Here is a 24,161-nt window from a genome sequence, read left to right as displayed (position 1 = left end):
ACTAAGGGGGAATCCAGGCCCGGGAAAGGCAGGCCAGGGATTAGATTAGAGCGCATGATCCCCGAAAAGAACAAGCCTTCGCAGCCCGCCAGGACCACCAGGGCAGCCCGATCCGCCGGGAAAAAGACCGGCGGCGGGGCCCGGCGGACTTCGGCCGGCGGCAGGCGAAAGGGAGCGATGACCGGCACGAGGACGTCGGGAAAGCGGACTCAAAAGCCGACGAAAAAACAGACAGGCCAGGCAAAGGTCCAATCCCGGCGGGGATCTTTCCATCTTTTCCGTAGATTCCTTCCGCTCCTCGCGGCGCTCTTCCTGGGCGTGACCGGCTTCCTGGGAATCGCCTACACACGGACGACCATCCCCTCGCCCGAATCCATCGCCCTGGCGCAGAAAACCACGGTCTACTACAGCGACGGGGTCACCCCCATCGGCAGCTTTTCCGGACAAAACCGGCAGATCATCCCCTGCGCCACCCTGCCATCCTACGTGGGGAACGCCGTGGTCGCCTCGGAGAACCGAACTTTCTGGACCGACTCGGGCATCGACCTGCGGGGCATCGCCCGGGCCCTGATCAACAACGTGACCACCGGCAGCCGTCAAGGGGGATCGACCATCACCCAGCAATACGCCGAGCGCTACTATCTGGGGGAGACCACCTCCTACCCAGGGAAGGTCAAAGAGGCCCTCCTGGCCTTGAAAATCGCCCAGACGCAAGACAAGGGGACGGTCCTGTGCAACTATCTCAACACCATCTACTTCGGCCGCGGAGCCTACGGAATCCAAGCCGCCGCCCAGACCTACTTCCATGAGGACGCCCGGAGCCTGACCATCGACCAAGCGGCCCTCCTGGCCGGAATCATCCCCGCCCCCTCCCTGTGGGACCCGGCCATCTCCCCCCAGCTCGCCCAGACCCGCTTCCGCAGGGTCATCCGCATCATGAAGGAGGACGGCTACATCAGCCAGGGCCAAGCCCAAACCGCCGCCATGCCAGACACCGCCCCAGCGACTTCGGCCGCCACGGCCAACTCCTATGCGGGAGAGAAAGGCTATCTCATGGCCATGGTCCGCCGGGAGCTCCTCACCAACAAAACGGCCGGGATGAACGAGGAAGCCATCACCAACAGCGGGGATAAGATCATCACCACCGTGGATAAAAACAAGCAGGCCTTGATGAGGGCCACAGTGGACAGGGGGAAGGGGGCCAACGCCGTCCCCGATTCCGTCCAGGTAGGCGGCTTGTCGGCCGACCCCCGGACCGGCGCGATCCTGGCCCTGTACGCGGGCGACGACTATCTGAGCAAGCAGTTGAACAATGCGACCCAAGCCACCTTCGAGCCCGGGTCCACCATGAAGGTCTTCACCCTGCTGGCAGCCATCAGCCAAGGATGCAACCTGAGCACCCGCTTCAACGGCGACTCCCCGCGGACCTTCCCCGGACTGCCCACCCCGGTGCGGAATTACGGCAACAGCTCCTACGGGAAAATCGACCTTTACCAGGCCATGGCCCACTCGGTCAACACTGTCTTCGTGGACCTGAATCAGAAGGTGGGGCCGCAAAACACCGCCCTCATCGCCAAAAAAGCCGGGATCGACAGCGGCCTGTCCGCCACCTCCCCTTACAACGCCTTGGGGATCGATGGAATCACCCTGCGCGAGCTGACCCAGTCTTACGCCACTTTCGCCAACCAAGGGGTCCAGGTGGGGCTGCACCTGGTCCAGCGGGTCCAGGGGCCGGACGGGGCCATCCTCTACCGGTCGGCCGACCGGGGGACGCGGGTCTTCGACAGCGGCCATACCGCCTTGCTGACCCACGCCTTGCAGAAGGTCATGACCGACGGGACGGGCAAACCCGCCGCGGTGGCGGGCCATGCCATCGCCGGGAAATCCGGGACGGCCAACGATAACAAGGCGGCCGCCTTCGTCGGCTACACACCGTCCTTGGTCACTTCCTTCGCCATATGGAGTCCGGCCGCGGATGGGTCTTCGGCCGTCCTGCCCTCCTTCGGCCCCTATTCGGCCGGGGAAGGCTACCCCACCCGTCTTTTCGGGGACTACATGCGTCAAGTCCTGGCCGGGACCCCCAACGAAAACTTCCCTCCGGCCACCGACCTGGGGAGGATCGGGGGACCGAAGGGAAGCTGGGGGGATTAGCTTTCAGGAACGAGGCAGCCGCTGACGACTGTCAGACTTTAGTTATTCCAAGGCCAATCATCATCGTTGTTGTCCTGATTATCCTGATTGTCCTGGTTATCCTGGCTGCCAGAGCCGTCGTTGGAATTCTGGCTCTCCTGGGAACTGGGGGTGGTGCTGGATTCGGCGTGATTCATCGTCACCGACAATTCCTTGGTCTGCCCGTCGCGGATGACGGTCACGGTCACCTTGGAATTCATTTTGGTGGCCCGCACATAACCGAGGACGCTTTCCATGCTGCCCACGTTATTCCCGTTATAGGCGATGATGGTGTCGCCGGACTTGATTCCCGCTTCGGAGGCGGAGGAGTTGGAGACCACGTTGCGGACCACGGCCCCTTGGCGGGTGGCGCCATTGAGCTTGCTGGACCCGCTTTGGATGGTGACGCCCAGTTGCGCGTGTTGCACCTTCCCCTTCTGGATCAGCTCGGCCGTCACCCATTTGACCGTATTGGAGGGGATGGCGAAACCGATGCCGATGCTGCCGGAGTTGGAGCCGGTGGTCGAGGAGCCGGTGGAGGCGATGGCGGTATTGATGCCGATGATTTTGCCGGAGGCGTTGAAAGAGGGGCCGCCGGAGTTGCCGGAATTGATGGAGGCGTCGATCTGGACGGCGTTGGTGTAGACGGTATTGGATGAGGAACTCTGGGAGGACCCGGACTTCTCGTTGAGGGTGACGGGCCGGTTCAAGGCGGAGACGACGCCGGTGGTCACCGTGTTCTCGAAGCCCAGAGGGTTGCCTATGGCCATCATGTTCTCGCCCACGGCGAGCTGGCTGGAATCGGCGAAGCTGGCCACGGTCAGGTTCTTGGGCGGGTTCTTGATTTTGAGCACGGCCAGATCTGTGGTGGGGTCGGTTCCCACGATGGAAGCTTCGTAGATGTCCCCGTTCGACAGGGTGATGCTGATGGTGCCATTCAGGGTGGTGGCCACGTGGTTGTTGGTGACCACATTGCCGGATTTATCGATGATGACCCCGGACCCCATCACTTCCGAATTGCCGGAGGTGACGGTGATGGAGACCACGGAGGCGGCCACCCGCTTGGCCACGGTCTGCCAGGTGGATGAACCGGCGATGGCGTTGGAGGAGCTGCCGGCCCCGCCGGTGGACGAGGAGATGCCGTTGCCTGAGATGCTGCCACCGCCTTGGGGGGAACGCAGGCTGCCGCCGACGATCAGCCAGCCCAAGCCGAAGACGACCAGGGAAACGATGAGGGCGGTGATGGCCGAAGCTATCCAGGCGGGAAGGCCCTTCTTGGCCGACTTGGCCGATGAGGAGCCAGCCTGGGTGTAGCTGCTTCCGGCAGCCGGGTTCACGTAAGGATTGCTGTAGTCGGTATCAGCGAGCTGGGGGATCGAATCCCGGTACTGGGACTGGGAGCCGGTCTGGAAGGACTGCGCGAACTGATCCCCCTGCCGGGCCGGAGCCTGGGTCTGAGACTGGAATCCAGCCGGCTGAGTTGATTGAGCCGACTGATACTGCCCTTGAGATGGATAGTCGGCCAGAGGCTGGGCCTGAACTGGTCGCGGCTGAGTCGGCTGCCGCTGCGGCTGTGCAGGCTGCTGAAATTGCGGGGACTGCTGCTGGGGGAATCGCGGCTGCCCCTGGACCTGCGCCGGCTGGATTGGCTGAGTTGGTTGAATCGGCTGGATCGGCTGAGCCGGCTGAGAGCCGTACTGCTGTCCGAAATACCGCTGGCCGGAGTACTGCCCCTGACCAGGATACTGCTGATATCCTTGGGCCGGGTATGGCCGGGTTTGGCTTTGTCCAGGATTCTGACCGGGGAACTGGCCCTGACCTTGAGCCTGGCCTTGGCCCTGGTTTTGTCCCGGCTGATAAGGCTGATTCATCTGAAACCGCTCCGTCGGCTGATTGGCGGCAGATGCGTCGGACGAAGCGAACCGCTGCGTTTGATCAAACGATCGGCTCTCGTTCTCATTGTCGTTTTCGTTTTCCATAGAAGCTCCTCATGGGTCTTGCTATCCGTGAGCCGCCGCAAGCGGCTGGGATCCGTTATCGTCAGAGAGTAGGGCCTTCTTCTTCAACCCATGATCTCTGAAGAAAAGCTCACTTCATAACCAACAGGATGAAGCTGACGCTTTTCTGAATATATGCTGCACATTTTAACGATAATCCTCTACGGATTGCCTGAATCCGCCTTTATCCCCTTATTTTAGACACTTTTCCAACCTTTTCTCGCAGGGGCTTACCAGCTTCTTCCCATCTTCTCGGCTTTCAGACGATCCGCTGATGGGCGGCCCACAAGGCCAGCTCCCCCCGGTTGGACAGCTGCAATTTGCGCAAGACCCGCGAGACGTGCGTCTCCACGGTCTTGATGGAGATGAAGAGCTCGGAGGCGACTTCCTTGTATGTGTAGCCACGAGCGATCAGCTGCATCACCTGGCGTTCCCGGGAGGTGAGCACGTCCACGCTGATGTCTTCGAAATCGTCCTCGTCTTGGTCGAGGAAGGCTGGAGATGCCCCGGAGGGCCTTCCCCGCCCGTTTTGGCTTGATTGGGGCTCCTGGGCTCGTCGAGTCATCGATGGACCCGCTATCGTCGATCCAGCGGAGGCTAGACCCGGGCCACCCGCTTGATTTTGCCGGGTCAGGCCGGCCTGCCCGAAAGGTCCCGATGGGGTGGGCCTTTCGTCCGTACCCTGGAATGCCGTGAGGACGAAGCCGGCGAGACGGGGGCTGAAAACCGCGTAACCTTCGGCCACCTGCTCAATGGAGGCGATCAGGTCTTCGGCGTTGATGGTCTTGGTCACATAGCCGCGAGCGCCGGCACGGATGACGGCCCCCACATCCGTCGGCGAGTCGGAGACGGATAGGGCCAGGTAAAAGGTATGCGGGGCCAGGGGCATGCTTTTCAGGATGATCTCCGACCCTCCCCCGCCTTGGCCGCCGGGTAGGTGGACGTCCAGGAGGACCACGTCGGGTTTGGCCTGGCTGATGAGGTTGATGGCGCTTTCCACGCTCCAGGCTTCCCCGATGACGTGGAAGACGTTCCCGATGGTGGAGATGACCCCTTTGCGGAACATCTCGTGGTCGTCAACAACGGCGACGCGGATTGTCTTCGCTTCCATTGGTTCCTCGTTTCTGCCTCGAGAGCCTATCCCTTTGCGGATTATGCTTATCGTCTATCCCCGCGCCCATTCTATGCTTTCCTTAGGTCTTCCTGGATCTTCCTATATCCATATCCATCAGGAGGCCGTCTCGCCGACTTCACCAGCCCTCGACTTCCCTGTTTCCCCCATCCCCCGACTTCGCCGCCTTTCGACTCCCCAAGGAACCACCGCACTCCCTAAGGAGCCATAGCCGGGCTAAGCGGTGAAAGGCAAGGTCAGGGCCACCTCGGTCCCCCAACCAGGCCGGGAAGTAATCACCGCCTGGCCTTGGGCCCTCTTCATACGGCCGACGATGGATTCGCTCACCCCCAGATGACCGGGATAGGTGGCCTGTGGGTCGAACCCGTCGCCATGGTCGCGGACGTAGACGGTGATGGTATGGGTTCCTTGCGGGTCGACCTCGCAATAGACGGAGACCGGGGGGCGGCCATGGTTGACGGCGTTGTGGGCCGCCTCCGTCGCCGCGGCGATGAGGGAGTCGAACTGGGGCCGGTAACGGGCGTCCCCGACGGTGACCACGTCGATGGGAACGCGGGAGGAGTCTTCGATGGCGGCCATGGTCCTTTTGAGCTCCGCGCTGACGGTGGGGGCCTTCTGGCCGCCAGGCTGACTTGCGCCGGAGGCAAAGGAGGTGAAGGAGGAATCAGCTGGGCCGCCGTCCGCTCCGGGGGAAGCGGGGACTGACGAATTCAGACCATCCCCGTAAAGCCATTCGCGCAGATCCCTCTCTTGGGACCGGGACAGGGCGGACACTTCCTGGGGGTCATTGGCATTGAGCTGGATGAGGGTCAAAGTCTGCAGGACGGAATCATGCAGATGGGTGGTGATGTCCGCCCGGAGCTCTTCCTGGGCGGCCCAGGCCCGCTCCTTGCCTAGGTCGGAGATCAGGCCGATCCACCAGGGGGCGACGATGATGGCCAGGACCGTGATGAGGATCAATCCCGCAGCGATGCCGATGGCCAGGCGGGAAGGGGTGAGCCAGGCGCTGAAGCCGATGAAGACCCCGATGAAGGAAATGGCGATGCCGATGGCGACGAGCAGGTAACGGAAGCCGGTGGATCCGGTGAAACGCCCTTGTTTGATGTCGTTGACGAAATCGAGACCATCGCTCCCGGTCAGGGCCTGTGTCTGCGTCCAGGAAGCGGAAACCCCTAGGAAGAGGATGATGATTCCGGTTATGACCCGATTCGGGTATCCGTTGAGGATTCCGCCGAGGGCCAGGAGGACGCACAGAAGACCGAGGATGGCTATCCGGTTGATGAGGGAGGCGACCCTCCCCTTTTTGCGCCGCTTTCTGCCCCCTTCTTCGAATTGGCGACGGTTGGCCTGCCCCACCATCTGCTGCAAAGTGGTATGGCGGAGCGGACCCGAGGGCGGGGTATCAACCGGAGGAGGAGACCCTTGGGGGTATCCCTGCGTGAAGTCCTGAGGAAAGCCTTGTGGCACGCCTTGCAGCGGGTCCCCTTGCTCAGAAAAGCCGTCAGGGCCGTAGGGAGCGTAAGAGGACCATCCCTGCTCGGATGATTGGCGACGATCACGATTCATAGTCTCCATTGTAAAGAAAAAGACCGTCCGGGAAAGGAAAAACCCAGGAAATCAGGGTCAATCGGGGCTAGGAAAGGGAAAAATCAGGGGAAACCCTCATAGATTCCTTTCCTCGCTGATGCTGTAATGGAATCATCGAAACAAAAACATCAGCGGGGCCTCGGCATAGTCCGAGATGCCGCGGATGACCACACATCAAAAAAGACAAATACGATAACGAACAAAGGATCGGGACATCATGACAAGCCCTTATTACGACGCCCCCCAAGGCGGGCCCGAAGGTGGCCGCCCCGGCGACAGGCCCCAGCAGCCGGTGGGCAACAAATTCTTCCAGTGGATCCGTTCCCTGGGTTTCTACCGCAGCAATGACCGCTGGTTGGGCGGGGTCTCCGGGGCCATCGCCTACAGGCTGGGATGGGATCCCATGGTCATCCGCATCCTCTGGCTGGCCCTCTGCCTGCTGGGGGGAAGCGGCATCATCGCCTACTCCCTCCTCTGGCTCTTCCTGCCGGACGCCCGTAACAACGAGATCCTCGTCGAGGAGGCCCTTTTCCATGGGCACACCAGCGCACCCTTTTGGTGGGCGCTGATCCTCTTCGCCTTCTCGGGCGGGTTCAATATCCTGGTTCCCCTGGGCTGGGCGGGAACCATGCTCGTCCTCATCCTGGTCGGCGCCTTCATCGCCATCCGGTCCGGGGAGGCGTCCAAACGCGGCCCTTATGGGCAAGGAGGGAACGGGAATCCCTACTCCCCCTACGCCTCCCACGCCCCTTACACCGGTTACACCGTCTATGACACTTCCCGGCAGGATCCGGGAAGACCCAGCGGGCCGGGGGCCGAGGGAAAAATGAATGAGTCTGCGGGATACGCCGGCCAGACGCCTGCTTCCGCCTCCGCCTCCGCAGGCTCCGCTTACCAGAGGCAGGCCGACCAACCGGGCCAGTCCGATCAGTCGAATCAGTTCGATCAGTCAGGCCAGCCCGGGCAATCTGGTCAGCCTGGCCAGTCCCAGACCAGCCAGGCCAGCCAAAACAGCGGGTATGGTCCGACCCAGCAGGCAGACCCTGGCCAAGGCGCTGGCCCTGGACGTGGCGCCTATTCCGACCCCGGTTCCCCCTACCAGGATTACCGGTCTTACCAAGGCTATCGGGGCTACCAAGGCGCGGTCGCCCGCCCCCGGACCATCTGGCGGCGCAAACCCGCCGGCCCGGCGATCGTCTCCATCACCCTAGGGCTGATCATCATCAGCGCCGCCGCTCTGGCCGCCACCATCTACCTGACCCACATGAACGTGTACAACGCCATGGAAGTCACGGGCATCTACTCCTGCGTCGTGATGGCCCTGCTCGGTCTGCTGATCGTCATCCTGGGAATCCGGGGGCGTAAATCCGGCGGACTCATCCCCATCTCCCTGCTCGTCATCATGGCCGTCTTGGCCACGAGCGGAACAGCCATCGCGTCGGGTCTGGTCAAGCCGGACAACCCGACCCTGCCGGGGTCCGTCAACGTCATCGCCAGCCAAGTGACCTTGGGTCCCAATTCCTTCGACCAGCTGAAGAAAGGCGGCCTGACCAGCACCGCCTCCTCCGTCACCATCAACCTCAATACGTGGGATAAGAGCCATACGAGCCCTTGCCCGACCGGCCACATCAAAATCCACGCCGTCATGTCGGAAATCTCCATCCAAGTGCCCAAGAAATGCTACGTCCAGTACGGGAGCATCCGCACCGTGGCGACTTCCACCGGGGAGTTCCTGAGCGACAACCAGCCTAAGGGGGTTCCAAGCAGCAGGATTCTCACCATCGATGGCTCCTTCCTCATGAGCGACCTGAATGCTTCATCCATCCTGCCTCGCGAATGGATCAGCAATACCGGTGAGACCGCGGACTGGGGGAGCGAGGATGTGGATGTGGACTGACCGCCCAGACTGTTCACGCCGTCTGGACCGCCCGGACCATCTAGACTGCTTCGGCAGCACAGCAGACCAGGAGCCCTCCCACATTCCGGACTTTATTTTGAGACAGATTCGAACCTATGAACCGAATCCATGGATGATCAATCCAAGGACGATAAAGGACAACGATCATGGAAAACGACATTTTCACCACCGACTCAGCCAGCGATGACGCGGCCCGGACGGAGTTCCTCTCCGCGGAGCCCTCATCCCAAGGGGATCCCTCTCAGGGGGATTCCTCTCAACAAACCTCTTTCCAGGGGGATTCTTCCTCGGAAACCGCCTCCCAGGAGCAGGCCTGGGCCGATCAGCAGCGGGCTTCGGCCGCTTATGCCGGCGAGGCTGAGCGCAACAGCTATCCAGGCTCTTCAACGGGTGGCGCGCCGCTCGGTCCCGGGCCACAGTACCCCGGCTGGTCCCAGTATTCCGCCAACGGCCAGCCTTACCGCCCGCAGCCTGTCCGACCGACCGTGAAATACCGGACCGGCACTTCCGTCGCCACCGTCGTATGGGGGGCGCTTCTCCTGCTGGGGGCTATCGGCCTTCTCCTGACCACCCTGAGCTTCAACGGCCTCTTCGCCAAGACCTACACGGTGATTGCGATTGTCTCCATCTGCGGCCTGCTGGGGTTGGTCATCATCATCGCGGGTATCGTCGCCGTCGCCAAAGGCGGGCGACAGGGGGACGGTGACGGCGCAGGGGATTTCGACGGGAATTACGATGCCGGCAACGGCGGCTATGACAGCTATTACGACGCTGACGTCAACGGCGCTATCAACGGCGAAAATCGCTGACAAGCATCCCGAAAAATCCATGAACACAGATTCATGAACACAAAAAACAAGGATCCATGAGTACAGATTCGTGGGTATCAACTCATGCGCATGGACTCATGAATTGATGAAGAGAGACACTCCGCGACGACCAAGGCAGTAGGCGTTCCCCAGCCAGGAATGCCTACTGTTCGGCCATACGGCCCCCAAGCGCGGAGCCCCCTGGCTCAGCCAAACGCTGGGATACCGGCCGTCCGCGCTGCGGGAGCCCAGAAGATTGAAACCGTTCTTCTCCGTCAACCAATCCGGATGCTGGGTGGCGATGGCCAGGCCTTCCTCCAAAGTCAAAGGCAGCCGATTGTCGGAATCGATGAGCCGGCGGGCCACATCAGGCTCGCGATTGGTGTACGCGGTCCCCGTATGCGGGTCGACGACCAGGTAGAAGGGCCCTTCCGGCGGCTCGAAACCATCTTGGGGCAGGAAGCCCAGAACATCGCGGGGAGGCATGGTGGTGAACCCGCCCCTGCGCTGGATGCTGGTGCGGGAAATCAACACTTCCGGAGAAACCAGCTCGCGGGTGGGGACCAGCAGGATGTCGGTACCCAGATCCACCTGTTCCAGGGCATGCAGAAGGGGGTCGGCCAAGGAGCAGAAAGCGCCGGCGGTCATGTCGGCTATATCCGGATATCCCAAGTCGATCATGCGATCAAGCTGCTTTTCGATTTCACTCACGGACTGCGTCACGGACTGTGTCATAGTTCTAGTATCTCACACCGCCTGCCGGCCGGATAGGGCCCGCCCCAGGGTGATTTCATCCGCGTATTCCAAGTCGGACCCCATGGGCAGGCCGGAAGCCAGGCGAGTCAACTTGATATCCAACGGCTCCAGGAGCCTGCTGAGGTAGGTGGTGGTCGCCTCGCCTTCGATATCGGGGTTCAAAGCGAAGATGATCTCTTTGATCTCTTTGCCCTCGTCGGTCTTCAAACGGTTGAGCAAGTCGGTGATGTGCAGGTCCTGTGGCCCCACGTCCGCCATGGGGTCGATGGCCCCGCCCAAGACGTGGTAGAGGCCGCGATACTCGTGCGTCCTTTCCAGGCTCATGATGTCTTTCGGCTCCTGGACAACGCAGATGATCGTCCTGTCCCGCCGGGGATCCAGACAAATCGGGCATGGGCTGCTTTCGCAGACGTTCCCGCAGATTTCGCAGAAACGGACCTTCTCCTTCATGGTCAGAATGGATTCGGCCAGGGCCTGGGCGTCCTCCTGCGAGACCGAAAGGAGGTGAAAGGCGATGCGTTGCGCTCCTTTGGGGCCGATGCCGGGGAGGGAGGCGAAGCGGTCGATCACGTTCTGGATGGCGCCTTCATAGCCGATTGCCATAGTTGTCCTTGTTCTTTCCTGATTCGTTTTTCTTGCTATTGCTTCTTGGTTTTCTTGACGTTATTTCTTGGTTTTCTTCATTCTTAATATTGATACTGTTTTGTATTTTGGGCATCGTTTGTATTTTTCGGTCTTTCTTGCGGCCTTTCACGACCATCATCCTTCATCGGACGAAGGGGCCGACTCTTCCACCCGGCGCGCGTCGAAGAAGGCGGCGACCTCTTCGACCGTCATCCGGCCTTGGTCGTTGACATGCGCGTCATCAGCCGAAAAATCCGCAGGCGAATCCGGGCCCTCTGGCTGCACCTCCGAGGATGAAGCGGCCGGAGACGGCGATGCTTGAGAGGAAGCCGCCCGTGATGGAGCCGCCCGTGATGGAGCCGCTTGCGATAGAGCCGTTGGGGCCGAAGGTGTGACAGAAGACGAGGAAGACGAACCCGCATCCGGCCCCTGCATCCCCCGTGGTCCCAGCGAATCCGATGAATCCGATAGCCCTGATGACCCTAGTGGCATTGACGGCTCTGGCGACTTCGATGATTCTGATGACTCAGCCGAATTCGCTAAGGAAGAAGCGGGAGGGAAGCCGGAAGATTTTGCCGGGCCAGGCCGGCTTCTCGATTTCCTTGACGAACCCCCCGAGGAAGAAGTACCGCCTTGACGGACAGGATCCGACTGCGGATGAGTCAGAGGCTTGGACCAGGGATCCTCCTCATCGAGATCAGGGATGACCGGCTCTCGATGGGGGTCGTCATCCTTGTCTTCAGCGGCGGGCGCCTTGTCCTTGCTGGAGACGGCGGTCTCACGGCCTGACCGGCTCGTTTGAGAGGCAGGATTGGGTTCGGCTACTTTTCCGGCCAGGTTCTTCGCTCCCGCGACCGCGAGGGCGGCGATCTGGGCCTTGATCTTCTGCTGGTCTTGCGGGGACATCTTGCTCATGGGGATCACTCGCTCGCCCGAAGCCGTGAGACGGGCCGGCGCGGCAAGAACCCCGGCTCCAAAGACCTCTTGGCATTTATGGGCGATGATGTCTTTAACGGATGAACAGCCATCGATTTCCTGTTTGGCGCCGGCTATGGCATAAGCATGTTGGCTGAGTGGATTGGCGAACGTGAGCATGACCCGGTGCTTGTCTCCGCGACTGACCAACTTGATTTGCGGGATGCGGTCCGTGTTCACATACTGTTGGATGTCGCTGGGCAAGGAGGAGACGAGACGCGCCCACGCCTCTTCGGGGTGGGACAAAGCCTGGGCATGGTCCTGGCTCGCCGCCTGCGTATGCTGTGGGTTGACTGCCGGAGCCTCCGGTTGGTCTGGTTGCGGTGTTGCGATCTGCGGCTTTGCCGGCTGCGGCGATTCTGGCCTTTGCTCAGTTGTCTGCGTTTGCGTCCGCGTTTGCACTTGCGCGGGTGCCTGCTCCTGCTTCTGTTCCTGCACCGGCGCAGATTCTTGCGCTTGTGCCTGTATGGGCGCCTGCATCCGCTTGGTCTCCTGTTCGGTCGCCTCCCCATATTTCCGGGTTGCGTCCTGTTCCGTCCTTTGCTGAGCCAGCCGCCCTTGGGGAGAATATTGGCTTGGCCTCTGATAACCGCCGCGACTCCGGCCTTGACCGATTCTTTGACCGGTTCTTGACCCTGCCCCCAGACCATTGCCTGAGCCACCGGTAGCTGCCGAGTTCTGCCCCAGAGCCGTAGAAGCGGCCGCAGAGGAAGAGGAAGCGGCCCCAAGAGCGGGACCAGCGGCGTTCGCCTCCCCATATTCATTGGGAACGAGAAGCTCCGCTGCCAACAGTTCCAAACGCATGCGAGGCGACGTCGTTCCCGACATCGAAGCCAAGGCTCGGTTGATGATTTCGGCCATCGCCGTGATATGCTGCAGTCCCAGCGCTTGGGCCTGCCGGGTCAGGCTGCCGAGGTCCTCGGACGCGGCTTGGTCGCTCAACGTCTTTTCAGCGCTCTTGCCAGCCAAGGTGAGGACCAACAGGTCGCGGACGTGGGAGAGCAGGTCTTCCACGAATTTTCGCGGGTCGTAACCGCCGATGACGATCTTTTCGATCACCCTATAGAGTTTCTCCCCATCATGGTCGATGACCGCATCCACCGCTTCGCTAATCAAGGCGTCGGGAGTGTAGCCAAGGAGGGTGACGGCGGAGTCATAACTGATCGTCCCATCGACGGAGCCGACCATCAGCTGATCGAGGACGGACAGGGTATCGCGGACGGACCCGCCTCCGGTCCGCATGGCCAGCTTGAGGACGCCCGGCTGGGGCTGGATTTTCTCCTGCTTGCAGATGCCTTCCAAGTAGGGGCCCATCACTTCCGGAGGAACCAAGCGGAAAGGATAATGGTGGGTCCGGGAACGGATGGTCCCGATCACCTTATCCGGTTCGGTGGTGGCGAAAATGAACATGACGTGCTCAGGCGGCTCCTCCACGATTTTCAGCAAGGCGTTGAACCCCTGTTGGGTGACCATATGGGCCTCGTCAAGGATGAAGATCTTGTACCTGTCCCGGGCGGGGGCGAAGCCGGCTCGATCCCTCAGTTCGCGGGCGTCTTCCACGCCGTTATGGCTGGCGGCGTCCACTTCGATCACATCAATGGAACCGGGGCCGTTGGTGGCCAAATCGCGACAGCTGTCGCATTCGCCGCAAGGATGGCTGGTCGGGCCTTTGACGCAGTTCACGCAACGGGCGAGGATGCGGGCGGAGCTGGTCTTTCCGCACCCCCGCGGACCGGAGAAAAGATAGGCATGGGTCAGCTTGCCCTCATCCAGAGCCCTCTTCAGGGGGATGGTGACCTGTTCCTGTCCGACGACCCCGTCGAAGGTGTCAGGACGATAACGTCTATAGAGTGCAAGTGCCATAGTCCTAGGCTATCCATTTCTTGAGACACATTTCACCGGTCCCGCCTTCGCCCATGCGGTCATTTGAGGAAGGATCCCAACGGACGGTTGAATACCGACTTCCACCACCACATCGCTCGCCTTAAGCGAGCACCGAAGAAGGCGACCATGGTTGGCCTCCACTATCCTCTGCGCCTTCGAGCAAACCTCGTTCGAAGGCGCAGACCCTGGGGAGACAACTAGATAGGCCCCGGCCAAGGCCGCCTGCTGGGCCGCGTTCTGAGCATCGGCCCTAGCGCAGAAAGCGCTCCCGAGGAAGACGACCAGAACCGTCAGGAAGCCCACGAGAGCCGTAAGCCCTATGCCGACGACGGTGCCGCTCCCCCGGTCGCTTTCCCTGATCCATTTCCGCGACCGGCTGGGCACACCTTCCCACCCCTCCGCCAGCCGCGCAGATGCTTGAACGAGCCGAGGCCTTCCATCGGAAAGACGTCCTTCTGAGGATTCCTTAGTCATGATTTTCGCCCACTTTCAGCGCGTATGCTTCCGAGTGAAGGGACAGGTGGAAGAACGGAACCGTTCCCAGTCTGACGGGGCAAGTCACATCGATCCGAGTCGTATCCCCTTGGGAGGTGAAGACGACCCGAGCTTCGTTCCCCGCACGCTGATGGACGACCGCTTCCGCTCGCCCCTGGCCACCCCCACCCGTGGAGGCTGAGGCAGGGCCGGTTTGGGAGACGAGGGCCATCTGATAGGCTTGGACCCCTTCTCGGGCGGCATCCTGGCAAGACACCTTGGTCACGATGACCTGGCTCAGGGAGAGGACCAGCAGGGTCAGGGCGGTGACCGCGGGAAGCACGATGGCGAATTCCGCGGTCACCGTTCCTGGATCGACCTTGCGAAGAGCCTGCTCTCTGCGGAAGGCGGCGGAAGTCTTAGGCCCGGACGGAGAGCGCACTTTTCACCAGATTCACTAAAGTGTCCTTGACCATATCCGATTTCAGGATCGCCACCAATAGGCCGGCGAAGCCTGTCGCGGCGACCAGCACGATGGCGTATTCAGCCGTCGCCATGCCTTCGTCAGATCCTTCCAGGAAGGTCCGGGACCGGGCGTCAGCAAGGCAGAGGGCCTCCGTCGCCTTCATCCGGATCCCTTGAAGACCCGTTCCGAGGCGGCCGATTGGCCCTTCCCCCTCTCCCGGGAGAGGAATCGCTTCTTGATTTTTCATGGGAACTCCTTTCGCTTGTTCCATTTCTTTGATTGCCCCGTAAAGCCTTGCTGGAAAGGTCTTCTTCGACCGCTTCCGCTCAGGCTTCCCGTCGGGTATCTCCATTGTGGACCGGGAAAGCGGAATCGACCATACTCAAAACCGAATGTGGTCGAATGTGGTCTTTCTCGGGACTTATCCACATCAATCCACAAAGCCCATCGTCTCCATCGCCGCTTTCACCCCATGATGTTGGTGATCCATCCGGCCAAGGAGGGGAGGACGGTCACCACGATGAAAGCGGGGAGGAAGCAAAGACCTAAAGGCAGAAGTATCTTCACCGACAGCTTGCTCACGGCATCATCCAGACGCCTGTTTTGCTGACGGTTGGCCTCCTCGATGGTCGTCTCCAACCTGTTGAGGGGAGACAGGCCATGCCGCCAGGAAGGCTCAAGGGCCCGGTCGACCACGTCGAAGACCTCCCTCCCCCGCTCGTCGCCTATCCCCCGCCTTCCCAGTTCCCAGGCGTCGGCCCAGGAGGAACCACGATACAGCGCTTCAGCCACCTCCTTGAAGGCCTTCCCCACCGGATTTTTCATGACGGTCCCCACGGCTTCAAGAGAGCGGGGGATGGAAGCCCCATTGCTGATTGATACGATCAGCATTTCCAAGACAAGCTGGGCTGGGAAATCGGACTCATCTTCTTTCTCCCCTTCCCCTCCCTCCTCTTGCCATCGCCTTTCTGAAAGGTAAGAACGGCGGAGGGCCCGCAAGCGGCGGTCGGACGAAAGAAAGTGCTCTTCGTCCTTGCATAAAGCGGATAGGAGGCCACACAGGAGGGAGAAACAGATCACGCTGACAGTCGTCATTCCCATGCTGCTCCTCTGAATCTTCCCGGTTCCCCTGACTCCAAAGAAAGGCCTATGGCCCGCCGGGCCTTCATTCCCGTATCTCCCCCGTTCGTAGCTGTATCTACCCCGCGCCTACCCGGATGGCCGCTAGATCCAGATCCGGAGCCGGAGCTTCTCCCGCATTCCCGGTGGAAATCCCGCAAGAGGCGTTTCACCCACCGCAGGCCTAAACCGTATAAGATCGCCGCCAAGGACAGACAGAGCCATCCGACCGGTCGCATGAACAGGACTTGAAACGTGCGAGCGCTGGTCAGCTGGCTTCCGCCTAGGACCAGCAGGGGGAGGATGAGCAGCACTTTCACGGTGAGCCGGGGAATGGATAAGGCCGATCGCTTTTTATCCGCCACGGCAAGATAACGCTTATGCTCCACGCCGACCGCTTCCAGGCACTGCGAGGCGGAACAACCGAGAGTCGCGCTCAACTTGCAGGACGCGACGAGCTGACGTGCCAGACGAGTCAGGTAAGCTCTGTCGGAACGGCCGTGGCCGCATCTTCTCGCTAGGACGGCTTTCATACGGTCATCGGTCAACTCGGGGATGGCGAAGACCATCCCGCCCATCTCTTGGCAAGCGTCCACCATGCCGCTGCCATTGTGCAAAAGCGAGATGAGCTCGGCGATGAAGTCACCAGCGTCGGTCTTCTTGACTCTCAGCCTTGCCCTTCCTCCGCTCGCCCATCCTGCGCTCTTCCCCATGCTGGAATCTCCTTGGCCTCCACTCGGCCGAAGGCCACTATAACTGTCGGGACCCGCAGGATTCCTCAAGCGGGGAAGGCCCATGGTTCGCACCCGTATCGATTCAGGCTTCCACCCGGCGATGAGGAAAAGCCCGGCAGAGGCGAGCGCAAACATGAGAGCGCATAAACCGTTCATATCCATTCGTCCTCTTTTCCTGCCCTTTTCCTTGCCTCGGTCAAAGGCTGCATTCCATCGCCTAACCGGTCCATCCCAGCGCGTGTGGCCTGTGCCGAATCGGAATTTTTCACTCGGGGGAAGACCGCCGTCTTGTCGTCATCGTTCTTCCCCTGTATGGTTCCACTACCGTACGGGGCTTGTTCGTCGCCCGCCCCCAGCACCTCCCTGCGCCATGAATCCCAGGCAGGAGAATACCAGGGAGCCGATTGGCCGTTCCACCGAGCGACAACGTCCCCAGTCAAAGACCCGTCGCCGCGGCAGAGGAAGCGCCCCATTTGTTCGATATATCTCAAACCGCCAGCGCGAGAGAGGTGAATCAGACAGTCGAAAGCGCCTTGGGCCATGAAAGCGGTGGCGGCCGGTTGCATATCAGCCAACAAACCGAGGGAAATCAGACGTGCCGGCAGCCTTTCGATCCCATCGGAATGGATGGTGACCATGCCACCTTTATGGCCGGAGTTGAAGGCGCGGAGAAGGTCGGCGATCTCTTCGCCTCGGCATTCCCCCAAAACGATCCGGTCAGGCCGCATACGGACCGTGGCTTTGACCAAATCCTCCAAACCAACGCCTCCGGCACCTTCTATGTTCGGTTCGCGAACCACCAAGGACTCGCAATGTTGCTTCGGTGGAATGGCGAGCTCCCGGATTTCCTCCACAGTAACTATGCGCTCGTCCGAATCGCATTCGCCCAAAAGGGCACGTAGCAAGGTCGTCTTCCCCGTCCCGGTTCCCCCGGATATGAGGATCGAAGCATGAGCGCGCACAAGCCCACGAAGAAAGTCAATCCAAGGACCGGGGCAAAATCCACAGGCCTGCAAATCTTCGAGACTGGTCCGCCGTGCGTCCGGCAAGCGGATGGACAAGGCCGCCCCTTGCGGGACCAAAGGCGCTATCACGGCATGGATGCGCACTCCTTGAGCGGTGGAAGCATCCGCAATCGGGCAGGAATCATCCAAGCGCCGTCCCAACTGAGCGCAAAGGCGCACGGCGAAGTCCCGCATGACTTCCGGGGAATCCAGCCCGGATTCCACCACCTCCTGTTTCAAGCCGGCCCCGCTATCGGACCAGACTCTTCCGTCGCTCGTGACGACGATATCGGTGACATGCTCCCGCTCAGCGATGGCCTCAAGCGGTCCGAGGCGCAAGGTCATGATGCCCTCCACTCAACGCCGGGGAAGAGGAGCTCAGGCCCTCTTCCAAATCCGCGAATATCCGCTCATACTCTCTCGGCGCGTCTTCCAATCCCCGACCTTGGCGAATGCTGAGGTCCAGACCCCTGTCAGGGCGCAAAGGACCGTAGATCGGTTGGCCTAAATGGTCACTCGCTTCCTGAGCGGACACCATCCCCTTGCCTCCTTGTGAACGTTTACGCCGCTGGGCGAACCCCCTCCGCGCCTCCAGGCTCGCCGCCACCGGCAATATTCCAAGAAGCGCAAGATTCAGCGCTTGTGAGCGGCCGCTCAACCTGCTCGCCGCCCCTTGCGCCCGCATCAGACCCAGAACCGTCAAATCCACCACAAGGGCTACGGCGATATGCGTCCTGTTCCCGACCCGATCCCAAATCTGATACCAATCCTTCGCTTGGGACGAGTCCGACCGCGTCCCCTCCAAGTAGGTCTGCAGCCCCCGGATGATGGCCAGGTTCGTCCCGCAATCGCAGACGACCGCGTCTGCGTAATCGCACAAGGCACGGATGACGGCCGCGATCTCCCACCATTGATGCGGGGATCCCCGCCACGGATCCGCGCTGAGCAAGGGGCAACCATCCCACTGGATCAACTCGTTCGTCAAAGCCAGGCCGTCGATCATCCCCAGCGGGGCTTTCACCTGGGACCAACGCAGGCCTTCCTCCTGCTCTAGCCCCAACAGGACGTCCATCCCTCCCCGGGATAGGTCAAGGTCCAGCAGGATGATCCGCTCCCCTCCCGCAGAAAGATACGAGGCGAAAAGCGCCGCCGCCGTGCTTGTCCCGCAACCGCCCGTCGCCGATGAGAAAAGGTAGACCTGCCCTCCCTGATAAGCCGCCCGCGGTCCGGAGGAAGCCCGCGCCCCCCTCTCCGCCGGAAACCGCCGAAAAGCCTGGTCGCCGGACCCCTGCCGCCGCGAATCCACCGGCGTCGGCAAATAATAGCGTTCTTCCACCCGCAGAGGGCCTTGTTCCGAGATGATTTGAGTGTTCATACCATCATTGAATCCGGTCTCCGAGGGAAAATCCATCTTTGCAAGTCAATGTGGTCGAATGTGGCCTTTCTCGGGACTTATCCACCGATATCCACAGACAGCCACGAATGGGATGTGGATAAAAAGGAACGCGCGCGCTCATCCTCTTCTTATCTTCCTCGACCCCCTTTGCTAGGAAAAAGATGGCGAAATAAATTGTGAAGATTCAGTGTTTCGATTTTGCGTTTTGCCGTACACGAGGGATAATTTAAGTACAAGGAAAACTTAAAAGCGGAAGCCCACAAGAGTACAGATCACGTAAGGTCTAGATGTTGGGCGGATTTATATGAGACTTACCGCCATGACGATGATGTTGTGCGAGATTTCCGCTAAGGTTTGACTTGCAGGCCGGTCCTTCGGGACCGGCTTTTTATGTTCCTGGACATGCCTCAGCCACGCCCCTGCGCCGCGGCACGCTTCCCGCCCAATCACCGTCACCGTCAACATTGTTGCGAGCCCACCCCGTGCTAGACTGAAGCCATGAAAATCCAGGACCTGGAGTGCGGCGATCTGCTGCTGTCCCGCGACTCATCCGACATGTCCCAGGCGATCCAGGAATCGACGGGAAAATATAGTCATATCGCGATTTACCTGGAAAGTCAGGTCTACCATGCCACGAAGGAAAACGGAGTCATCAGGCAGAAACTATCCGATTTTTTAACGGATTATGGGGACGCCGTATTCGTGTACCGCTACCCGCGGATCGACTGTCAGCAGACGCTCGCCAATGCGAAGAAGCACTTAGGCAAGCCCTACAATGTGAGTTTTCGTCCTGGGACGGAAAGTTTTTACTGCTCCCAGTACATAGCTGCGATACTGCCGATTTTTGGCACAATCCCTATGCGGTTTGGGGATTCCAGCCAGGAAATCTCCCCATTCTGGAAATCCTACTATGCAAAACTGGGAGTCCCCGTTCCTGTAGGACAGCCCGGCAGCAATCCCAGCCAGCTGGCCAAATCACCGCATTTGCGATTTTTAGGAAGGCTGGATACTGCCCCCGTTGACCGGTGTTGAGCCGTAAAGGCTTGACCAGTATTTTATTTGATTGAGGGTCGAACTCGAGGTTGGACGAAAGTCGTTGATAAAACTGTACTGAACGTGTTGAGCTCGTTATGGTCTGGAGAAAGTGATTCTTGTTTTCATACCAGGATGTGTGAAGCGAAGAATATGCCGTGTCCTACGTATCGACGCCCAGCGATGAAGAACAGGCGTGATAAGCAAAGGTATCAACGCTTGGTTACAGATGCAGCGATACCACTGCAATACCTAAAATTCGGCTAAGGACTTCCCAGTTAAATGCGTAAAAAGTTCAGAATCGACAGGTCGTTTGAGCCGCAACGTTGATTCGACAAGGGTAACCTCTTTGCCACTCAGATTTTGGTGGGAAATCTCATGCATATTCTGCGCCTTTTGAACACAACCAACATAGTAATAAGATTTACTGGCTGCATCTGCCTTTCGCATAATGAATATAGGAATGAAATCTCCTTCGTGCTGATCTCTGAGCCACTGAAACTCGGGAGATTTAAGATGGCGCTGATTTTTACTGAAGTAATCAATATTTTGCTCATCCTTAAAGCAATCTGCATACTGAGAATTCTCATACTTAATAAAAATCGGCATAGTGTTCGTCTCTCGACTCAAACGATACCCACCAACATTTTGAGGAATCAATTCTACCGGCCAGCAACACAATCGCATGACATCGGCAATAGTATATTTCTCGCCATAAATAAAGCCACGATCGATGGCTCTTCCTTCATGAATTGCCCCCAAGAAAAGCTGCCTGCATAAAGCCAGGCCGCAGCATATTGAATCATCAAAAAATTGCCGAAAGATAGGATCATCCAAAGCTTGAGCTGCAAGACGGCTCAATCGATAATTGATTTTCCCGTCCTCTTGAGAAGCAAATCTTTCCGCAAAAGACGCGTTGCCAAAACGCTGGGAATTCGGCTGAGAGAAATAGGAAAAGTCCAGAACATTCAAAGCAGATTCAGAAAACCGCAGATTGGTCTCATCGCAATAAATACTCGCAAAGTCGTGGGAGACGCACATAGCAAGCTGCTCGACAGTAAGGGTTTTGAACTCACGCCGGTCACCCTCGTTGCCAAAACTACCTTCACCGTCAGAATTACCGTCAAAGCCCTGTCCGCCGTCAAAGATTCTCTCCTGAAGCCATTCAAATTCAGGCAAAGAGGATAAATTAACCTTTGCTAGGAGGGCTACAGCATACAATTCATGAGGTCGCAATCCCCGCAGCAAACAAGACGTGACCATTTTGAGCAGGCCCCGCTGATAAGAAGTCAGCGAATAAGAATTAGGGTCAAAGCTGATTCCTTTATTGAGACTACTTCTCGAGACAGCCGACCCGCCTGCTCTCGCATTGTTTGAACTGTCTGATTGATTTTCTTTATTTTCCCCATGGAATTTCACAAGTTTACGAGCAAGTATCTTTTCCCTTGATATAACAAAATCCGCATAATTACGGCCTCCTCCCCCATTCAGCGAAGCTGAGGCAAGGGTACACGGTAAAGAAGGATCTCTTGACATGAAATCCATAAGCATCGGAACCCGATTAAGCTGGATTCGAAGATCGTTGTAGTAGCTGGTAAGTTTACCCAGATCGGATAGGTTGACCTTATCCAGCGACTCAAATACACGCTCTTTAGAAATCTCATCAAAGGTAATTGAGGACAAGCCCAAGGACCTCTGTCGCATATTTTTCCGAGCTCGGTCAGCGTCTCCTGTATTCCCATATAAAGCCAGTGGAATCAAATAGTTGTTTGCATAATTCCCGATAAAATCAATAACAATCAGAGAGCTTTTACCCGGAGCTTTACGCAAACCACGCCCTAGCTGCTGAGTAAAAACAATGCTGGACTGAGTGCTACGCAACATGACTACTTGATTGATGGAAGGAATATCAATACCTTCATTAAAAAGGTCGACGGTCAGAATATAGTCAAGCTCCCCATGATCAAGTTGGTCAATTGCAGTCAGACGAGCTTCGGCACTATCTTTCCCGCTCAAGGCAACGGTCCGGTATAAACGCTCGGCCTGGAGATTATAAGACTGATTAAATAATTGAGAAAGGTCTTGAGCTTCTTCGATCCGGGAACAAAAAATTAGTCCGCGAGCAAGAACACTCGCAGGGCTATATTCCTGAAGCTTTTGAATAATATAATTCACACGCTCCCTAGAAACAAACTGCGATAATTCAAACCCTAAGGTTTGCGGGCTTGTCGACTGGATTTCGCTTTCACCACCATCAAGATATTCAGCAATTCCGTAGTAGTGGAACGGTGCCAGCATGTTAGCTTCAAGCGCTTTCTGCAGCCGAATCTCATAGGCGACATTATGGTCGAAAAGCTCAAAAATATTTCGTTCGTCCTGCCTCTCCGGAGTCGCAGTCATGCCCAAGAGAAACTGAGGATGAAAATAGTCAACGATGACCCTATACGTTGATGCCTGTGCATGGTGAGCTTCATCAATCAAAATATAGTCAAAGGCATCAGGAGCAAATCCATGCAAAATATTCGGCTTGCTCATCGTTTGTACCGTGGCAAAAAGATACTGCGCTTGTGTTTCTTTTCCCTCCCCTGAGAGCAGACCAAGGTCCTCATCTTGGCAACCCAAAATGCGCTTAAAAGAGTCCAATGACTTTTTAAGGATTTCTTGCCGTCCTGCAATATACAATAAACGACGCGGATGCACTGCTTTAACGTCAAGGGCAGCCAGATACGTTTTCCCAGTTCCTGTAGCTGATATTACAAGAGCTTTTTGCTCGCCTTCTCTCCGAAGTCTTGCCAGATTTTGCAAGGCTTCTTTTTGCATCTTATTTGGCTCAATCGGGCGATTTTTCAGTTCCTGCTCAGCGACTTTTTCTTGTTCTTTTCTGACACGAAAATACCCTTCAAACTCTCTCTCGTAATCAGAAATCCAATCTTCATCCAGAGGAACGGACTCCTCCATCTGCCTGTGAAATTCATCTTCAATTTGACGGGTCAGATCTCCTTGATCCGTGGATGATACTTTCAAATTCCACTCTTGATTGGTCGACAAAGCCCGCGAAGTTAGATTGGAACTTCCTACAAAAAACGTACGAATGATCTCGCGATTCTCACCACGAGAATGAGTGAATGCATATCCTTTAGGATGATAGGGCACATCATAGTTCCGGCCCAGTTTAAGTTTAAGGACTGATTGATCATTGATAGGGGTCCCCTGCCAGACTCTCACATCAATATGCTGGTCTCTCTTCAGCTTGAGTAATTCTTGAAAAACTTGAGGAGAATTAAAATAATTATATGTTGATGTAATAAGTAATCCGTGAGAATGCTGAGGATCAACGGTTTGAGACTGACGATAATGAGAGTAAAAGTCGATAAAGCTTTGCCGCAGTTTGTAGATCGCCTCAGATGTTACAAAAGCGACAGAAATCTCAAAATCTGTGCTCGAAGAAATCTCATCTTGGATGATATCGCCAAAAGCATACCCTTCCCGATTCGCGATGAGCCGCGGAGAAAGAGAGCTCTCACTGCCACGATTTGTGTCAATAAAGCCGTTCGTGAGAGCCAGCTTCATCTGATCCTCAAGTTTGCTGGAGAAAGCGCTTTGATCGTCCTCCTCTGACAAATCAGGACTCACTTTCCCTCCTCATCCAGTACATCTGCCCCTTGAAGGTTCTCAGAAAGCAGACGAACCGCCTCCTGATCTACCGGAGCCCATTCCAAGTCGGAAAGACGGTTGGGCTCCACCCATGCAAATTTCTTATGCTCAGTAAGATGGGGCTTATCGTCGAGAAGGTGGCAAACAAAAGTCGTCAATTCAACGGTCCCAAAAGAGTACCTGTATTGACTCGTGCAAATTTTCCGATCAACTTCAATATGGCAGAGAAGCTCCTCACGAATCTCTCGCTCAAGTGCTACTTCAGGAGTCTCCCCAGCTTCAATTTTTCCTCCCGGAAATTCCCACAGACCATCTAGCTGTTTGCCTGAACCTCTTTGAGCACAGAGAATCCGACCATTTTGAATAATTGCAGCTCCAACAACAGCAATGAGATTATTTGTCATGTTTTATTCGTTGTCCTCGCTCGTATT

19 protein-coding genes are annotated in these 24,161 nt (G+C 57.9%); 4 read left to right on the top strand and 15 right to left on the bottom strand.

The features are described 5' to 3' along the window. The first annotated feature begins 54 nt into the window (after positions 1-54). Positions 55-2,151, top strand: a complete 2,097-nt coding sequence (locus PSDT_RS00645) for a transglycosylase domain-containing protein (protein ID WP_006290780.1) — start codon at positions 55-57, stop codon at positions 2,149-2,151. Positions 2,152-2,189: 38 nt separating this feature from the next. On the opposite strand, the gene PSDT_RS00640 is transcribed toward PSDT_RS00645, so the two are convergent. The 3 genes from PSDT_RS00640 to PSDT_RS00630 form a co-directional block, all read right to left on the bottom strand. Then, positions 2,190-4,148, bottom strand: coding sequence for a S1C family serine protease (locus tag PSDT_RS00640; protein ID WP_006290781.1), 1,959 nt, complete (start codon positions 4,146-4,148; stop codon positions 2,190-2,192). A gap of 277 nt (positions 4,149-4,425) precedes the next feature. Further along, positions 4,426-5,277 (bottom strand): LuxR C-terminal-related transcriptional regulator, encoded by an 852-nt coding sequence (locus PSDT_RS00635; protein WP_006289470.1) that lies wholly within the window; start codon positions 5,275-5,277, stop codon positions 4,426-4,428. Between the two features lie 237 nt (positions 5,278-5,514). Continuing rightward, positions 5,515-6,864, bottom strand: a complete 1,350-nt coding sequence (locus PSDT_RS00630; protein ID WP_006289469.1) for an ATP-binding protein — start codon at positions 6,862-6,864, stop codon at positions 5,515-5,517. A 238-nt stretch (positions 6,865-7,102) separates the two neighbouring features. Between PSDT_RS00630 and PSDT_RS00625 the strand changes: the two genes are divergently transcribed. Continuing rightward, complete coding sequence (locus PSDT_RS00625) at positions 7,103-8,782, top strand: PspC domain-containing protein (RefSeq protein WP_006289468.1); 1,680 nt, start codon at positions 7,103-7,105, stop codon at positions 8,780-8,782. Positions 8,783-8,949: 167 nt separating this feature from the next. Then, positions 8,950-9,612 carry a hypothetical protein gene (locus PSDT_RS00620; RefSeq protein ID WP_006289467.1) on the top strand — a complete coding sequence of 221 codons (663 nt, stop codon included), beginning with the start codon at positions 8,950-8,952 and terminating at the stop codon, positions 9,610-9,612. Positions 9,613-9,708: 96 nt separating this feature from the next. Here PSDT_RS00620 and PSDT_RS00615 read toward each other — a convergent pair whose 3' ends face one another. From PSDT_RS00615 to PSDT_RS00570, 10 genes are all read right to left on the bottom strand, one after another. Beyond that, positions 9,709-10,347, bottom strand: coding sequence for a DUF5701 family protein (locus PSDT_RS00615; RefSeq protein ID WP_006290783.1), 639 nt, complete (start codon positions 10,345-10,347; stop codon positions 9,709-9,711). Positions 10,348-10,359: 12 nt separating this feature from the next. After that, on the bottom strand, positions 10,360-10,971 hold the full coding sequence (gene recR / locus PSDT_RS00610; RefSeq protein WP_006289465.1) for a recombination mediator RecR: 612 nt from the start codon (positions 10,969-10,971) through the stop codon (positions 10,360-10,362). Positions 10,972-11,127: 156 nt separating this feature from the next. Next, positions 11,128-13,830, bottom strand: a complete 2,703-nt coding sequence (locus PSDT_RS00605; protein WP_006289464.1) for a DNA polymerase III subunit gamma and tau — start codon at positions 13,828-13,830, stop codon at positions 11,128-11,130. A gap of 9 nt (positions 13,831-13,839) precedes the next feature. Then, positions 13,840-14,325 (bottom strand): Rv3654c family TadE-like protein, encoded by a 486-nt coding sequence (locus PSDT_RS00600; protein ID WP_006290785.1) that lies wholly within the window; start codon positions 14,323-14,325, stop codon positions 13,840-13,842. Then, positions 14,318-14,689, bottom strand: coding sequence for a TadE family protein (locus PSDT_RS00595; protein WP_223293587.1), 372 nt, complete (start codon positions 14,687-14,689; stop codon positions 14,318-14,320). Before PSDT_RS00595 ends, PSDT_RS00600 begins: the two co-directional genes overlap by 8 nt. Before the next feature lie 55 nt (positions 14,690-14,744). Beyond that, complete coding sequence (locus PSDT_RS00590; RefSeq protein WP_006291396.1) at positions 14,745-15,038, bottom strand: DUF4244 domain-containing protein; 294 nt, start codon at positions 15,036-15,038, stop codon at positions 14,745-14,747. Positions 15,039-15,256: 218 nt separating this feature from the next. Further along, positions 15,257-15,892, bottom strand: a complete 636-nt coding sequence (locus tag PSDT_RS00585) for a type II secretion system F family protein (protein WP_223293586.1) — start codon at positions 15,890-15,892, stop codon at positions 15,257-15,259. Continuing rightward, complete coding sequence (locus tag PSDT_RS00580; protein ID WP_223293585.1) at positions 15,883-16,623, bottom strand: hypothetical protein; 741 nt, start codon at positions 16,621-16,623, stop codon at positions 15,883-15,885. The genes PSDT_RS00585 and PSDT_RS00580 overlap by 10 nt, the downstream gene beginning before the upstream one ends. Before the next feature lie 173 nt (positions 16,624-16,796). Then, positions 16,797-17,993: a CpaF family protein gene (locus tag PSDT_RS00575; RefSeq protein ID WP_006289458.1), complete on the bottom strand. Its 1,197-nt coding sequence runs from the start codon at positions 17,991-17,993 to the stop codon at positions 16,797-16,799. Beyond that, entirely contained in the window at positions 17,968-19,023 is a 1,056-nt protein-coding gene (locus PSDT_RS00570) for a hypothetical protein (protein WP_006289457.1), read from the bottom strand. Before PSDT_RS00570 ends, PSDT_RS00575 begins: the two co-directional genes overlap by 26 nt. Positions 19,024-19,542: 519 nt before the next feature. Between PSDT_RS00570 and PSDT_RS00565 the strand changes: the two genes are divergently transcribed. Then, positions 19,543-20,076 carry a YiiX/YebB-like N1pC/P60 family cysteine hydrolase gene (locus PSDT_RS00565; RefSeq protein ID WP_006290792.1) on the top strand — a complete coding sequence of 178 codons (534 nt, stop codon included), beginning with the start codon at positions 19,543-19,545 and terminating at the stop codon, positions 20,074-20,076. Between the two features lie 252 nt (positions 20,077-20,328). On the opposite strand, the gene PSDT_RS00560 is transcribed toward PSDT_RS00565, so the two are convergent. Together PSDT_RS00560 and PSDT_RS00555 are read right to left on the bottom strand one after the other, a co-directional pair. After that, positions 20,329-23,709 (bottom strand): DUF3427 domain-containing protein, encoded by a 3,381-nt coding sequence (locus tag PSDT_RS00560; RefSeq protein ID WP_006290793.1) that lies wholly within the window; start codon positions 23,707-23,709, stop codon positions 20,329-20,331. Then, complete coding sequence (locus PSDT_RS00555; protein WP_006289454.1) at positions 23,706-24,134, bottom strand: (deoxy)nucleoside triphosphate pyrophosphohydrolase; 429 nt, start codon at positions 24,132-24,134, stop codon at positions 23,706-23,708. Before PSDT_RS00555 ends, PSDT_RS00560 begins: the two co-directional genes overlap by 4 nt. Positions 24,135-24,161 lie beyond the last annotated feature (27 nt).

Origin of the sequence: Parascardovia denticolens DSM 10105 = JCM 12538, from assembly GCF_001042675.1 — a bacterium.
Lineage (GTDB): Bacteria > Actinomycetota > Actinomycetes > Actinomycetales > Bifidobacteriaceae > Scardovia > Scardovia denticolens.
This window is presented reverse-complemented; position numbering and strand designations above follow the sequence as displayed.